The following is a 14401-nucleotide window of genomic DNA, read 5'->3' on the forward strand; positions in this document are numbered from 1 at the left end:
CATAAAATGATAAAGAGAAAATATGTGAAAATAGGGGTCGCAGGGCCAGTTGGGTCGGGGAAGACCGCATTAATCGAAAGATTGACGAGAACCATGTGCAATGATTATAGTATCTGCGTGGTGACCAATGATATTTATACCCGTGAGGATGCGGAGTTTCTTCAGAAAAACTCCTCCCTGCCAGCAGAAAGAATTGCTGGTGTAGAAACGGGCGGATGTCCACATACGGCAATCCGGGAAGATTGTTCCATGAACATAGAGGCTGTGGAAGAACTTGCCGAGAAATTTCCTGATGTGGAGATCATTTTTGTAGAGAGTGGAGGGGATAACCTGACTGCTACTTTTAGTCCGGATCTGGCCGATGTGACCATTTTTGTGATTGATGTCGCTGAAGGAGAGAAGATTCCAAGAAAAGGCGGGCCGGGAATTACGAGGTCAGATTTACTGCTGATCAACAAGATTGACCTCGCACCTTATGTAGGAGCCGACCTATCCGTGATGCAGCGCGATGCGACACGCATGCGCGGAGAACGTCCTTTTATCCTGACCAATATGATGACCCTGCAAGGTTTAGATCAGGTGCAGGACTGGATTAAAAAATATGCTTTGCTAGAAGATTAAGAGGGAGAAGTCATGGATAGTGCAATTAAGATCAGCGTTTGTGTAGAAGAGGAAAAGACGGTCATGAAAGACAGCTTTTTTAACATGCCCTACAAAGTAGTGCCTTATGGATCTCAGCGGGAGCATCAGCATTTAGAGCTGATCATCATGAGTTCCTCACCAGGAATTATGGATGGAGACCATTTGAAAATCGATATTGATATCGCGGATGAAGCCGTCCTTCACCTTTATTCCCAATCGTATAATAAGCTGCATCCAATGAAAACCGGAGCGACGCAGCAAACGCTGGTAAAGGTAGGTAAGGATGCGTTTTTTCAATATATTCCTTATCCGATTACGCCTTTTAAAGACTCAATTTTTCATACGTTAAATGAGGTATATCTCGAGGAAGGCGCTACTTTAATCTGGGGTGATATTATCTGCGCAGGACGTGTACAGCGGGAGGAGATTTTCCAATATGCAAGGCTGCACAGTACCACCAAAATCTACAGATCAGGCAAAATCGTGTACATCGACAATCAGGTGCTTCAGCCTTTCGCACAGCCGATCGATAAAATGCTCTTTCATGAGGGATATACCCATCAAAGCACCTTGATTATCGCTTCTGAACATGCAGTGGAATTTAAAAAGGAACTGGATGAAATCTTTAGCGGGGAATATGAAGACATCAGCTTTGGGTTTTCCATGGCAGCGAATCAAATGATTTTATTCCGTGCATTGGGAAACAATGGGGACCTGCTTTATAATTTCATGAGAACGGTATCAAGCATCTGTATGGATTTTATAGCACATAAAAAGCCTGCAGAAGTACAGATTGAAAACTAATTATTATGCACGAAATAGCCATAGTCAAGGACATTTTTAAAACACTGGAGCAAGCGTATCCAGAGACTTATCACCAGATCAGCAAAATAAAAATACAGGCGGGCTTACTCTGTAATGTCCAGCCGATTCTCATTCAAAACGCCTTTGAGGCATTTGTTTTAGAAGAAACGAGGTTCAGGGAGACGGAACTGGAGATTGAACTGCTGCCGATTATTGCATACTGCAAAAGCTGTACTTCCAACTTTGAAGTGCGGTTTCACAAGTTTGTATGCAGCTGCGGACAACCTTCAGATCAGATTGTGCAGGGCGAAGAACTTCGCATTAGTCAAGTAATTTTTAACGATCAAATCACTATATAATTTAACCTTCAAATCACCATATAAAATGATAACAACACCGAAAAGTAATCAAATGCCGGTAGGATCGGTACAATGCGACAATACGACCTTGAATTTGCTGAAAGCTAATGATTATGTAGCTAAAGCAGTTCGTGATAAAATTCCTGGAATCTGTGTGATCAACATCTGTTCTTCTCCAGGTTCTGGAAAGACGACTTTGATGCAGGAAACTGGTAAGCGTTTAGGAAATTACCTTAAAATCGCCGTATTGGTGGGTGATCCTGAAACAGAAAGAGACGCCATCCGAATGCGCGAAGTAGGCATCAATGCATTGCAAATCGTAACTGGCGGCATGTGCCATATTGAAGCGCAAATGATTTTACAGGCATTAGATCATATCGACCTGACCGATTGCGATTTGCTGTTTATTGAAAACGTAGGTAACCTGGTTTGTCCGGCAGCTTTTGACCTTGGCGAAGATTACAGGGTAACGGTATTGGCTTCTACGGAAGGGGATGACAAGCCTAAAAAATACCCGCGCATGTTCTTAACAAGTGAATTGATGTTGGTATCTAAAGCAGATTTACTGCCTTACGTTCCTTTTTCAGTAGAAGCGGCAACGAAAGATGCCAGAGAAGTAAACCCTAACCTGGACGTGATTTCTATCAGCAGTCTGCAGGATACAGGAATGGAGGAATGGTGCAACTGGCTGAAAGCCAAAGTAGCCGCAAAGAAAGCGAAGAATGCTCAATAAAGAAATCATCAGGATCGACAAACTGCCTGTTCTGCAGCCTTTGGGGCAGCAGGAAGAGGACAGTTTGATCCTGGAATGGTATGAAGTCAATCGTACGCTGATCAAAAGGGAAACCCTGGCAGGCCGAAAAGTTCATCTGGATAAACCTAGTTCAACAGTCCTTCAGCAAGGTACCCTGATTTATCAGGATGATGCCGTTGTGATTCGGATTTTTATTAAACCTTGTACCTGTATGGTCCTTCATTCCAATGATTTGGAGGTGGTAGGGCTATTTTGCTTTGATGTGGGAAACCGACACCTGCCGATTTATATGATCGATGACCATAAGATCGCGATTGCCTATGACGGGCGGCTGTTTCCAGCACTGCAGCAAAAATATGGAGCTGCGGTAAGCCTGGCCAATTTCAGATTGGACCCTTCACAGATCGTGAATTGTTATGGGAATATATATGAGCAGATGCCTAAAACCAGGAATTAAGTTTGCTGGAGCAAATCAACAGGAGGGTAATATAGCAAAGGCGAATGGTAAAGTACCAATCGCCTTTTTGTTTTTTGAGGAAATGCTTTTCATCAAATGTCTAATTCAAAAGCGAACTTTTTTTCACTATTTCTCTTATTTCTTTTTCAAAATAATAAGCGATCTCAAAGTTTTCATTTGCTTGATTTTCCATCACGATGACGCTGGTATTACTTTTAGGATAGTACAGATTAACAGCAGTAAATCCTGCAGCTGGATGAAAACCGGTATGTCCAAATTCCAGAATGCGGTCCTGGTCATTTATGCGCAGTCCGTAGCCATATCCAATAGGCTTTTCACTAAACAGCGGATGGACATTGGTGATCACATAGCTGGTCATCAACTGATAAGTGGCAGGTTTTAGCAATTTCCCTTTATGCAGGCATTCATTCCATTTTGCAAGATCGGGCGCTGTAACGATCAAATGACTTCCCCAATATTGATCGGGTCCAAAACGTACCTGGTCATTTAGACTGAATGTCCCGTCTTTTTTTACCGTATGCCCTTTGACTAACTGTTTTTTGGAAGCTGCTGATGGATAAAAACTATTTTTCATTTCACAGCTTTTAAACAATTCGGTGACTAGCTGATTAAATGTTTTCTGGCTTTGTTTTTCAAGAACCAATCCCGCTACAGCATAGCCAGCGTTGGAATAACTGAATGCAGTGCCGGGTTTAAATTTCAATGGCTTGTCCATATCTTCACTATACAGTCCCGAAGTATTGTTGAGCAGATGATGCATGGTCACCGTGTCTGCCCAGGAATATTTCAAATCAGGCAGATACTTTCTGATTGGCGTATGTAAATCAATTAATCCTTTTTCTACTGCCTGTAAAATCAAGGTTGCAGTGAATTGCTTTGCCAGCGACATGGTAGAAAATTTATCCGAAATTTTTACTGGAGTTTTTTGGTTAAAATCAGTATAACCATAAGCCTTTGCATATTTTATTTTCCCATTTTGCTGGAGGAGTACCACACCATTGAAACTTCTTGGATGTGTGGTTTTAATTAAGCGATCTATTTGACTGGAATAATCATTGTTTTGACCAAAAGTATAGCAGCTGGTCATCAAAATGGATAGGAGAAATGGTAAAACTTTTTTCATTTAATTGGTTATTTATTCATGATGTCTGCAACACTATTCAAAAACTTTTCCTGTTGATCTACAAATGGATAGTGGGAGCAATTGTCGATGGTATAAAAATTCGAAGCGCCTGTGATGATTTTTAAATCGGATAATTGTTTGTTAGAGAAAACACCATCTTGAAGTCCATAAATTGCGGAGAGTTTTACCTTTTTATTCAAGAGGTTTTTAAGAATGGATTTCGTGTCAATGTTGACACGTGATTCGTTTTCATAAAACAGTGTCGGCGCTTTATCATTGCGGATGTTGGATTTAGAGAAGCTGCTGTTTTCGTACTGCTCATTCACTCTTTTTGATTCTTCAGTAGGCCTTGGCATTTTGAAGAAACCATAGTGGGAGGCGACCTCATAAGTCTGTTTCCGATACTGTTCACTTTTCTTATCGAAGGATTTAATAGTGGAAATCTTATGAAGAATAGCGGTGTCCTTCTTTTGCTCTGCAAGTTTTAGACTGGTGTTCAGGATATGGTCATAAGATTCCTGCTGCGAAAACAGCCCCCCAACTAAGATCAGCCGTTCTACTTTTTCCGGATTGGCGGTTGTAAACAAAGTCGAAACAAGGCCACCGAAACTATGGCCTAAAATACTCACTTTTTTCAATCCATATTGTTTGATTAGCCCATTCAGATCCAGAGCAGCTTCCTCAAATGTCAGTTTTGCGTTAGGATCAGCAGAGCGGCCTTCACCTCGTCGATCATATACGATGACATAATAACCTCTTTTAGCCAGCGCTGCTGCAGTAGTACCTTCAAATAAGGTGGAATTACCTCGAGGGCCTCCGTGAACATATATTAAAGCTGGATTTCCTTTTTGACCGTAGGCTTTCGAATAAATTTGCTGAGCAATGGAGCTTTCAGTTTTGAGAGATAAAACAGTGATAAAAAGAAAGAATGCGATTTTCAATTTGAGGTTACTGAGGTATTGGAACACAAGAAGGAGGTTAGACATTTGATGGTTATGCGTTAAATAGTTTGGGAAGATAATAACTATAGGGCTAAATTTTTAGGAATAATATGAAATGGAGGACTAGAGCTGGTCAGTACTATGTTTGGTAAACACTTAATCTATCGTTTGTTAAATACCTAATCCATTGTTTGGTAAACATTTAGCGTGCTTAGGGAAAGTCCAGAGGAAACTTCTTAGATGAACCCTGATTGTCTTTTCTTATTTGTAAGTTTTTCTTGTGTTTTTGCTGTAGGTTGCTAGGGCCTATAGCCGTCAATTTGCCTAATCAACCTCGTAGGTTCTTTCTTTTAACTCACTAAAATAACTTTATAAAATTCGAACATAATTAGGTTTCGATAGGTGTTATCTCATTATTTAATAGTATATTAGTATTAATTAATTCAACTTAATTAATGCTCAAATATGGCAATATGTGCAGCTGGTGTTCATGGACACCCTTCTGGAAAAATAGGAAAACTGGTTTTTTATACTTTAAATGGTCAGCCGGTCTGTCGTTTGATCGGCAGAGCAGGAAAACCGACTCTAAATCAAATGGCCAATCGCCAGGGAATGTCGGTGACGATGAACCTTTTGAGACCGATGGCAGATTTTATCAAGGTCAGCTTTCAGCTGGAAGCAGAAGGGACGACTAAAAATTCGCATAATCTGGCCACTTCCTACAATAAAAAGCAGGCTTTAACAGGCGTTTATCCAAATATTCAGGTCGATTATACGAAAGTTATCCTCAGCAAAGGAAGCCTGGAAATGGCAAAGGAATCGAGGATCAGCAAAGGCGAAGAAGGAATTAATTTGAGCTGGGATGCGGGTATTGCCGAGAATGGTGCTGAGGACGATATATTGATGGTGATGGTCAGTCATCCAGCCGAAAAAAAGGCAAGTATGTTGTTGAATGCAGCGAAAAGGAAGGATGGGAGCTGTTTTATCCCACTTAGCGAATCGAAGATGAACAGTCAGATGGAAGTATACATTTGCTTCAAATCTGCTAATGGGACATTAATTTCCGATAGTGCTTATGTCGGAAACCTGAACGGCATGGAGGAGACTGAAACAGAAAAAATAGAAAGAAAGAATTATAACACCGTTAAAGCACGATATGAACAAGTTGCGGCAGATTATCACCATAGAATAACAGATCATGCGGAAGGAAAAATGGAGTCGAAGGCTTTCCGGCATCTGGAAAAGGAGTATATGGTTTTGAAAAAGAAACTGGAACACCTGCCGGGAGCTAAAGAGGGGATATAGGAGCAAAAAATGGCCCTTCGGGATAAAAATCCCTTCAGGCCAATAGATTTCTAGAACGTATATTTTATGGCAGTCATCAAGTTTCTCGGACTTCCGGGAAATGCTCTGGTATAGTCAAATCCACCAACAAAATAGTATTTGTCGAACAAGTTGTTGGCATTGATGGAGAAACTCATCTTGTCCAATTTGTAATATACGGCGGCATTCGCTACAAAATAAGAAGGCCAGAAGTTCCATTCTAATTCCCCAGAATGGATATTTTGCACCGTATTTTCCATTCTCTTTTTGCCTACATATTGTCCGCCAAGGCCAATTCCTAAGCCCTTTAAGGCACCATCGCGTTGGGTGTATTTTGCCCAAACTGCGGCCAGGTGTTTCGGCGCATTGGCATTCATCATGCCTTTTTCCAATTTAAGGTCACTTTCCATCACTTCTGTCAGGTTAAAAGCGTAGTTGGCGCTGATATTTAAGAATGGGAACAGGTTGCCTTTCAGGTCAAACTCGACACCTTGAGATTTTACCCTACCATTTTGTCTGTAGATCGGGTTTCCGTTATCGGCAATTTGTCCGGTGTTGACCAGCATATTCTGACGTTCAATGTGGTAGAACGATACAGATGAAAAGAGGCGCTGGTTAAAAAACTCGGTTTTCAGACCGGTTTCTACCTGATAGCTCGTCTGACTTTTGAAAGGTTCTGTACGGCCATAATTCTCTGGATTGCGGACGAATTGAGGGTTGATGGGGATGAAGCCCTGGCTGTAGCTCACGAAATAATTAAACTGCTGGTTGATGGCATAGGTCAATCCGATCCTTGGTAAGAAAACGGATTGCTTTACTTTTTCATAACTGGCCCCTTCAAATTTACGCTGGTCGCCATAGTTTTCATACCTCAACCCGAATAAGATGTTCAGTTTTTCTCTCCAGCGAATTCTGTTTTGTATAAAAATACCGGTGGTTTGGTAAGAAGAATTTAGGTAATCTACAAAGAACTGTGCTAAAGGCAGTCGGTTGTACAATGCCGGATTTCTCAATTCATAAGTAGGGTTGCTGAGATCGAACCTTAAAGGCACAACTTTTCCATCTATGGTCTGGCTTCTGGCTTCCCATTGGTGACCTCCTTTATCGGTTTCGTAACCTACATAATCCAGACCAGCAACCACATCATGTTTGAAATCTTTTACTCCGCCTTTGTAATGCAGGTATGCGGATACATTATCGGTATATTCTTTGGTTTGCTTTTGAAGGTAACGCATGTTCATGATGGTATTCAAAGGCGCATCGGCAAAGGTATTCAGGGTACGGTGTTCCGACAGGTTTTCCGCATAAATGAATTTCATGTAATTGGCATTGAAAGAAAGTTTATCGTTAATGCGGTGGTTTAGGGAAGCATTTAAGGAAATGTCGTTCACCTTAAAATAATCACTCGGCTGACTTAAGGTAAAACTGCGCTTCAATGCGTAAAAATCTCCGCCTCTGATGCCCATTCCTCTGTCCAGGTAACCATCAAAATTGCTGTAATTAATTTCCGCATTGATGGTGGTGTTTTCGGTCGGCCTGAAGGTGAAAGTAGGTGCGATCATAAAGGATTTACGGGCATTGATGTCCCGAAAAGTATTGGTGGTTTCATGTCCGAGGTTTAACCGGTAAAGGATTTTCTTTTCCTCGTCTAGCGGGCCGGTGAGATCCATCATGGTGCGGATGGTGTTAAACGACCCGGCAGCAACGGCAATGCTGTGTCTGCGTTCTTCCAATGGCTTTTTGGTATTCATGTTTACGGTTCCCCCCGGACTGATATCCCCAAATAATGCCGCACCAGGGCCTTTCAGGATTTCTACACTTTCCAGATTGAGCGTTAAAGGAACCCTGAAATAACTGGTCCCATAGCCATATCCGGAACGAAGGCCATTCACCAGTCGGAAGCCACTTTCATTACCATTTCTAAACCCCCGGATGGTTAAATCATCATAAGCAGAGAACTGTGTCACACCAGGTAAATCGGCTACCACATCGGTAATTATAAAAGCCTGTTTATCTTCCATCAGCTCCTTCGTCACCACAGAAATGGTTTGTGGAATTTCGGTGATTTTGGACTCTATTTTCGAGCCGATAAAGCTTTTCGTATTGACGTATGATTGTTTCTTTCTGCCCATGACTACGACTTCTTGTAATTGATCGTCAGAACTTTTCAAAGTTACTTTCATTTCGATTTCTTTTTGTGCTTCATTGATGGAAACGGAGCGGATATAGGGTTGAAATCCGACCCCGGTAAAGATCAGTTGGTACTCGCCAAAAGGAAGGTTTTGGAAAGAGAATGCACCATGCTGGTCGCTCTTTCTTGAGCTGGAAACGTTGGGGATTCCAGGGGTAGCAGGAGCAGCAGGGACGGTTGGTAACACAAGGCCACCGGAAACAATGGGCCCGGTGGAAATGCGGATGTTGATGTTTGAAGCAGGAATGCCCTGTTCATCCTGGATCAAGCCTACAATATGGCCTCTTTCCTGAGCCTTTGCCTGATGGGTGAAAGATAGGCTGCTCAAAAAGCAAAGGAAGAAAATTAAATAAATGTACTTCATATTATGATATCAGTTGTTGCATGTGAATGGTGTAAAATGGCGCTTCTTGATCTTGGATTAAGAACTCAAAGCCCATCTTTTCCCAGAATAATTGTGCGCCATCTAGAAAGGGATGCGTGTGTAAATACAGGTGTTTTACACCTTGTTTTTGGAGTTTGATATGGAGCGCTGTAAACAACTTCCGGCCGATGTTTTGATGGCGATAAGCAGGCACTACATACAAACGGCAGACTTCATAAGTCAGTCCCTTTGAGGAAAGTTCAAATTGACCAAATCTATGGTCATAAGGAAGGGCTGCGATACAGCCTGTAATCTGACCGGTTTTAGTGGTTGCAATTAAGAAAATTCCTGCATTTCCGTTGTTGTAAGTCTCTTCAAAAGCCTGTAAATCTTTAGGCAGATGGTCATGACACAGCATAGGGAATAATTCTTTTCTGGAACGGACAGAAAAACCTCTGGCACGGGCTATTTGTGCGCCTTTCGGACTGGATATATAGGTCACAGTGTGATCCGTAATTAGAGAATAAGCCATATTAGAATTGGGGAATAATGATTGTTTTATCTTTCACTTGAACCCTCATTAATGGGGTGTCATAGAGTTCTTCATAGATGTTTGCCGAAAAATTCTCTGCTTCCAGTAACTTGCTGTGGTAAGCTTTCTTTTCCGTGATGAAGTAAATATGATCCGCATAAATATTGGCCATATTCGGGTCGTGCATGATGCAGATCACCGTGTGACCATTGCGGGAATAAGCTTTTAGCTTCTCTAAAACCAAGGTCTGGAAATGGAGGTCTAAATGGTTGGTTGGTTCATCGAGTACGAGAATTTCCGGACCTTGGGCCATCACGCGACTGATCAATACCAATTGACGTTCACCACCGGACAGGTCGGTATAGGATTTGTTCCTTAACGCTGAGATCCCCATGTTCAGGAGGGTCTGCTCCACGATTTCATGATCTTCCTTCGAGGGGCCAAATCTGTAAAAGGCAGCCCTTCCAGTGAGCACCACATCGTATACGGAAAAGGGAAAAACACTTTGATGAAACTGAGGAAGAAAGCCAATGGTCTTCGCTAAACTCTTTTGCGGGATTCCCGAACGCTCTTTTCCCATCAGCCTGATGATCCCGTCGGGTTTAGGATATTTTCCCGTAATCAGGTTAAATAACGTTGATTTTCCACAGCCATTTCTGCCAAGGATGACGCTAAACTGGTTAGCAGACAGAGCTAGGGAAACATTATCCAGTATTTGTCTGCCTTGTATGGAATAGGATAGGTTTTCTATTTTTATCGCAGCTACACTCATGACCAGTTGATTTTTCGTTTCTTAATGAGGAATATAAAAAAGGGCGCACCGATGATCATGGTGAAAATTCCGATGGGGATTTCGTATGGAAATACGGTCCGGCAGAAATTGTCGATGATCAGTAGAAATGTGCCGCCAAAGAAGATGTTTGCCGGAGTAGTTCTGGTATTGCTGGCACCCACCAGCATACGTACAATATGCGGTACAAATAACCCGTAAAGGCTAATGATACCGGCACTGGCTACGGCAACAGCAGTGATCAATGTGGTCAGTAAAACCGCAATGACTTTGATATAGATTGGATTTACGCCCACGGCTCTGGCTTCATCATCTCCAAGAGATAAAAGGTTCAGCTTCCAGCGGATTAAATATAAACCGAGCAGTCCAAAACTGATGGGCAAAACCGCTTGCTGAACTTTATGCCAGGAACTCAGGTGTAAACTGCCCATCGTCCATTGAATGATGGCTTGTAATTTGAAAGGATCGCTCAGGTATTGTACTAAAGCAAGACTGGCGGAAAACATTCCTGATACAATCATCCCCGCCAGGATAATGGTAATTGAAGAAGAGTTTTTGGTGTAGCCAAAAATATAGGTCAGGGATACGGCTGCGGCCCCGAAAATAAAGGCAGAGATGTGGATAGACAGTAAGGGAATTAAGATGGCCAATGAGGCTCCAAACGCCGCCCCGGAAGAGATGCCCAGAATAAATGGATCTACCAATGGATTTCTAAAAACTGCCTGTAACACTCCTCCGGCAGTAGCAAGCGCTGCGCCTACCAGGAAAGTCATCAATGCTCTTGGTAACCGGATGTTAAAAATGACATTCTCCACTACCAGCGGACTTGCATGACTGGGATTGATCAGGCTTTTGATCCAGTCCCAAAAAGCGGCAATTCCAATATTGTCGGAAGAACCAATTAGTAAGGAAATGATCAGTACTGGGATCGGTAAACCATAAATAACAGTGTTGATTAATATACGACGGATCATAATTCTAAGATGAGTTTAGCCTTTTCTGTACCATACAATGCAGAAAGAATTTCCAGCTGTTCTGCATTAAGCGTAGTCGCAGCAGTACTTGGGTAACTGTAATGGTGGATAGCAATAGAAGCCAGAACAATTTTAAGCGTATGCGGGTCGTATAGGAATGGCGGACTAAGATTGAATACTTTTTTCTCTTTCAAGGCGGTTAAAGAAGACAGTTCTTTTTGCTGGTATAACACACTTTCGTCCGTATTCCAAAGCAGCATGATGTCTGGATTCCAGCTGATGAGGGTTTCGGGACTGATATTGGGCGCATCAATTTCATAAGGACAGGCATTCTCCAATCCAGCCATTTCAAAGCAATCGTTGATCAGTCCTTTTCTGCCGGTAGTCGAATAAATTCTTCCGCCGGACCAGGAGTAGTAAATGGTTTTCTTATTGCTGATGCTTTTGTTTTTTTCTTTAAGGATCTGGATTTTGCTTTCCGTAAAGGCGATCAACTCCTTCGCTCTGGCTGCTTTTCCAAGAAGGATGCCCAGGTTCAGGACCTCCTGATTGAGTTGTCCGAAGTTTTGAGAAGTGATGCCGAATACCGGAATGCCCAGTTCTTTCAGCATTTGAATCGCATCAGTTTGATTGGACTGGATGATCACCAGATCTGGATTTAACTTGATGATGGTTTCCATACTCATTCCGCTTTCGGTTAACGTAGGCGTGGCGAGCAGCTTCGCTTTGATCCGAGTGTCAAGTTTTGAGAAATAAGGAAATACATTAGGATCCGTATAAACGCGATTCGGAATTCCAACGATGGCACTATCTGCCTGCAGCATGTAAAGTGCATCAAGGGCAGCAGGCACGAGGGAAACTACGCTTTGCGCAGGTGTGCTAAGACGGATGGTATCGCCAAGCGCGTCAACCGCCGTTATGGGATGGAATGTCTGATTTTTGTCGATTAGTTTAGGCTGACAGGAGCTGAATAATAAAGCCAATATCAGCAGGGAGAACATACAATGGTAAGGTGTCTTTTGCATATTACAATTATATAATGATCGGATGTGAGGAGGATAAGTTGAGTATTAGAGCGAGCTTAGAATCCAAATTTTGGCTTGTGATGTAAAAAACAGCTGATTTATCCCAAATTATTTATAATATTGGTTTATAATAATTCAACATAAAGGGGAAAATCAACAATGGCAGTAACACCACTGGACAATGAAGCGCATGTGCTAAAAAAAATAGCGCATGGTGACGAACGATCGTTTGCGGAATTATTCCATTGGTATTCAAAGCCCCTTGCCGAATTTGTATTTAAGCTCACGGATTCTGTGGAAGTCACAGAAGAGATTATTCAGGATTCCTTCATCAAGATCTGGCTGAAGCGGGAAATGCTCCCGGATATTCAAAATTTCAGTGGCTACCTATACATTTTATGTAGAAATGAAACTTTTTTAGTACTCAAAAAGATGGCGGCTAAAAGTGTTTCACATGCAGTATTTGAAAAAGATGTGCTGCATGAACTGGCCTTGGAAAAGCTGGATAACCCAGCGGATGATTACCGCAAACTGATTGAGATGGCAGTTGATAAATTGCCGGAGCAACAACAAAAGGTGTATAAGATGAGCCGGTACGATAGGTTAAAGCATGAGGAAATTGCAAAAGCACTTCAGCTATCTCCGGAAACCGTTAAAAAACACATCCAGCTGGCCGTCCAGTTTATTCGGAAAGATGTGAATGGCCGTATGGACATGAGCATCATTTTGGTGCTGACCACTGCTTATTTCAGCAGTTAAAAAAAATATTTGATTTCCATTACCCCCTTTTCCCAGATTTTAACTCTTTAGTAATAAATGAGGCTGATTTTAAAGTCGCATTTAATGAATTTATGCAAGAACAGAGATTTTCCTATTTATTTGAGCAGTATTTTAAACGACAAGGCAGCAATGCTGAGGTAAAAGAACTGATGCAGCTGATTCATTCGGGTGAGTTTGACGGGCAGCTGAAAACGCTGATCGATCAGCACTACGAAAACTTCATACCGCATCAAAGTCCGCTATCTGCACAGCAGGAAAATCAGATTTTAAATGCAGTTCTACATAATAAATCAGCAGCATCAACATCAGAAATAACAACTCCTATAACTTTAAAGCTACGCTCTGGCAGGAAGCGCTGGGCCTGGATCGCTATTGCTGCTTCGGTTGCAATTGTTCTGGGGACAGGCTTCTTTGCTTACGATAACTATACTTATAAAAAAGAACAGGAGTTTGCGGCCAACCTGATTGGTCCGGGCTCCAATAAAGCACGTTTGGTGTTGAGTAACGGAAAAGTGATTTTGTTGGATACCATGAAAAATGGAAGTCAGGCAGTGGAAGATGGAGTAGAGTTGACGAAAACAAAAGATGGAAAATTGATCTATCGGATTAAAGGGAAAGACAATGGCGATGATAAATCCATCAATACCATTGAAACGCCTAGAGGAGGGCAATATGAGGTACAGCTTCCAGATGGCACCGAGGTCTGGTTAAATGCAGCTTCTTCTCTTAAATATTCCAATGCTTTTAATGGAAAAAAGAGAGAAGTTAGTCTAACAGGTGAGGCTTATTTTGAAGTGGCGCACCGGGATAACCAGCCTTTTGTGGTGCATACTAGTCAGCAGTCTGTGGAAGTACTGGGCACACATTTCAATGTCAATGCCTATGCTGATGATGAAAATCAAGTCACCACTTTGCTGGAAGGACGAGTGAAGACAAGCAGTAAATCGTATTCGCTTTTACTGAAACCTGGTCAGCAGTCGATATTGAACTTAGAGAACGACCGTTTAAAAATAAAAGAAGCAGATCTGGAAACCGTCATGGCCTGGAAAAATGGAGACTTTATTTTTAAAGATGAAGACCTGGCCAGTGTGATGAAAAAAGTGGAGCGCTGGTATGATGTAGAAGTTGTTTTTGAGGGGGTGGATCCAAAAGCCATTAAGCTGGGCGGCTGGGTATCCCGTTCAAAAAACATCTCCGCAGTCATCAAAATTATTGAACCAATCGCAGGCATAAAAATTAAAATCGATGGAAGGAGGGTAACCGTGATGAAGTAACTCTACTTTTCTCAGGGAATCTCAAAGATTCAGGAGTGCGCTAACAC

15 protein-coding genes are annotated in these 14401 nt (G+C 42.0%); 8 read left to right on the forward strand and 7 right to left on the reverse strand.

Features of this window, described 5'->3' with window-relative positions; all coding sequences use genetic code 11:
- Positions 1-6 precede the first annotated feature (6 nt).
- From ureG to K7X70_RS22660, 5 genes are read left to right on the forward strand one after another with little or no spacing between them, the layout of a single operon-like run.
- Complete coding sequence (gene ureG, locus K7X70_RS22640) at positions 7-621, forward strand: urease accessory protein UreG (RefSeq protein WP_222539184.1); 615 nt, start codon at positions 7-9, stop codon at positions 619-621.
- Between the two features lie 12 nt (positions 622-633).
- The gene (locus tag K7X70_RS22645) at positions 634-1446 is read left to right on the forward strand and encodes an urease accessory protein UreD (RefSeq protein ID WP_222539185.1); all 813 of its coding nucleotides are present in this window, start codon (positions 634-636) and stop codon (positions 1444-1446) included.
- A gap of 5 nt (positions 1447-1451) precedes the next feature.
- A complete protein-coding gene (locus tag K7X70_RS22650; protein ID WP_222539186.1) occupies positions 1452-1805 on the forward strand; it encodes a hydrogenase maturation nickel metallochaperone HypA/HybF in 354 nt (117 codons plus the stop codon).
- A gap of 25 nt (positions 1806-1830) precedes the next feature.
- A complete protein-coding gene (gene hypB, locus K7X70_RS22655) occupies positions 1831-2538 on the forward strand; it encodes a hydrogenase nickel incorporation protein HypB (protein WP_222539187.1) in 708 nt (235 codons plus the stop codon).
- Positions 2528-3016: an urease accessory protein UreE gene (locus K7X70_RS22660; protein ID WP_222539188.1), complete on the forward strand. Its 489-nt coding sequence runs from the start codon at positions 2528-2530 to the stop codon at positions 3014-3016. The genes hypB and K7X70_RS22660 overlap by 11 nt, the downstream gene beginning before the upstream one ends.
- A 100-nt stretch (positions 3017-3116) precedes the next feature.
- On the opposite strand, the gene K7X70_RS22665 is transcribed toward K7X70_RS22660, so the two are convergent.
- Both K7X70_RS22665 and K7X70_RS22670 read right to left on the reverse strand, forming a co-directional pair.
- Positions 3117-4160 (reverse strand): serine hydrolase domain-containing protein, encoded by a 1044-nt coding sequence (locus tag K7X70_RS22665; RefSeq protein ID WP_222539189.1) that lies wholly within the window; start codon positions 4158-4160, stop codon positions 3117-3119.
- Positions 4161-4168: 8 nt separating this feature from the next.
- Complete coding sequence (locus tag K7X70_RS22670) at positions 4169-5146, reverse strand: alpha/beta fold hydrolase (protein ID WP_222539190.1); 978 nt, start codon at positions 5144-5146, stop codon at positions 4169-4171.
- 420 nt (positions 5147-5566) lie between these two features.
- Here K7X70_RS22670 and K7X70_RS22675 point away from each other — a divergent pair, with 420 nt between their 5' ends.
- Positions 5567-6406 carry a DUF6266 family protein gene (locus K7X70_RS22675; protein ID WP_222539191.1) on the forward strand — a complete coding sequence of 280 codons (840 nt, stop codon included), beginning with the start codon at positions 5567-5569 and terminating at the stop codon, positions 6404-6406.
- Positions 6407-6456: 50 nt separating this feature from the next.
- Here K7X70_RS22675 and K7X70_RS22680 read toward each other — a convergent pair whose 3' ends face one another.
- From K7X70_RS22680 to K7X70_RS22700, 5 genes are read right to left on the reverse strand one after another with little or no spacing between them, the layout of a single operon-like run.
- On the reverse strand, positions 6457-8979 hold the full coding sequence (locus K7X70_RS22680; protein WP_222539192.1) for a TonB-dependent receptor: 2523 nt from the start codon (positions 8977-8979) through the stop codon (positions 6457-6459).
- Between the two features lies 1 nt (position 8980).
- On the reverse strand, positions 8981-9511 hold the full coding sequence (locus K7X70_RS22685) for a GNAT family N-acetyltransferase (protein WP_222539193.1): 531 nt from the start codon (positions 9509-9511) through the stop codon (positions 8981-8983).
- A gap of 1 nt (position 9512) precedes the next feature.
- Positions 9513-10283, reverse strand: a complete 771-nt coding sequence (locus tag K7X70_RS22690) for an ABC transporter ATP-binding protein (RefSeq protein WP_222539194.1) — start codon at positions 10281-10283, stop codon at positions 9513-9515.
- Positions 10280-11275, reverse strand: coding sequence for a FecCD family ABC transporter permease (locus K7X70_RS22695; RefSeq protein WP_222539195.1), 996 nt, complete (start codon positions 11273-11275; stop codon positions 10280-10282). Before K7X70_RS22695 ends, K7X70_RS22690 begins: the two co-directional genes overlap by 4 nt.
- Complete coding sequence (locus K7X70_RS22700; RefSeq protein ID WP_222539196.1) at positions 11272-12300, reverse strand: ABC transporter substrate-binding protein; 1029 nt, start codon at positions 12298-12300, stop codon at positions 11272-11274. The genes K7X70_RS22695 and K7X70_RS22700 overlap by 4 nt, the downstream gene beginning before the upstream one ends.
- A gap of 159 nt (positions 12301-12459) precedes the next feature.
- On the opposite strand from K7X70_RS22700, the gene K7X70_RS22705 reads away from it, so the two are divergent.
- Both K7X70_RS22705 and K7X70_RS22710 read left to right on the forward strand, forming a co-directional pair.
- Positions 12460-13059: an RNA polymerase sigma-70 factor gene (locus tag K7X70_RS22705; protein WP_222539197.1), complete on the forward strand. Its 600-nt coding sequence runs from the start codon at positions 12460-12462 to the stop codon at positions 13057-13059.
- Positions 13060-13151: 92 nt separating this feature from the next.
- Positions 13152-14354: a FecR family protein gene (locus K7X70_RS22710; protein WP_222539198.1), complete on the forward strand. Its 1203-nt coding sequence runs from the start codon at positions 13152-13154 to the stop codon at positions 14352-14354.
- The last annotated feature ends 47 nt before the right edge of the window (positions 14355-14401 follow it).

The sequence above is a fragment of the Pedobacter polysacchareus genome (assembly GCF_019802255.1).
GTDB lineage: Bacteria > Bacteroidota > Bacteroidia > Sphingobacteriales > Sphingobacteriaceae > Pedobacter > Pedobacter polysacchareus.

Coding starts and splice junctions, on each gene's coding strand:
- ureG (WP_222539184.1), top strand. CDS start 7: ATGATAAAGAGAAAATATGTGAAAATAGGGGTCGCAGGGCCAGTTGGG.
- K7X70_RS22645 (WP_222539185.1), top strand. CDS start 634: ATGGATAGTGCAATTAAGATCAGCGTTTGTGTAGAAGAGGAAAAGACG.
- K7X70_RS22650 (WP_222539186.1), top strand. CDS start 1,452: ATGCACGAAATAGCCATAGTCAAGGACATTTTTAAAACACTGGAGCAA.
- hypB (WP_222539187.1), top strand. CDS start 1,831: ATGATAACAACACCGAAAAGTAATCAAATGCCGGTAGGATCGGTACAA.
- K7X70_RS22660 (WP_222539188.1), top strand. CDS start 2,528: ATGCTCAATAAAGAAATCATCAGGATCGACAAACTGCCTGTTCTGCAG.
- K7X70_RS22665 (WP_222539189.1), bottom strand. CDS start 4,160: ATGAAAAAAGTTTTACCATTTCTCCTATCCATTTTGATGACCAGCTGC.
- K7X70_RS22670 (WP_222539190.1), bottom strand. CDS start 5,146: ATGTCTAACCTCCTTCTTGTGTTCCAATACCTCAGTAACCTCAAATTG.
- K7X70_RS22675 (WP_222539191.1), top strand. CDS start 5,567: ATGGCAATATGTGCAGCTGGTGTTCATGGACACCCTTCTGGAAAAATA.
- K7X70_RS22680 (WP_222539192.1), bottom strand. CDS start 8,979: ATGAAGTACATTTATTTAATTTTCTTCCTTTGCTTTTTGAGCAGCCTA.
- K7X70_RS22685 (WP_222539193.1), bottom strand. CDS start 9,511: ATGGCTTATTCTCTAATTACGGATCACACTGTGACCTATATATCCAGT.
- K7X70_RS22690 (WP_222539194.1), bottom strand. CDS start 10,283: ATGAGTGTAGCTGCGATAAAAATAGAAAACCTATCCTATTCCATACAA.
- K7X70_RS22695 (WP_222539195.1), bottom strand. CDS start 11,275: ATGATCCGTCGTATATTAATCAACACTGTTATTTATGGTTTACCGATC.
- K7X70_RS22700 (WP_222539196.1), bottom strand. CDS start 12,300: ATGCAAAAGACACCTTACCATTGTATGTTCTCCCTGCTGATATTGGCT.
- K7X70_RS22705 (WP_222539197.1), top strand. CDS start 12,460: ATGGCAGTAACACCACTGGACAATGAAGCGCATGTGCTAAAAAAAATA.
- K7X70_RS22710 (WP_222539198.1), top strand. CDS start 13,152: ATGCAAGAACAGAGATTTTCCTATTTATTTGAGCAGTATTTTAAACGA.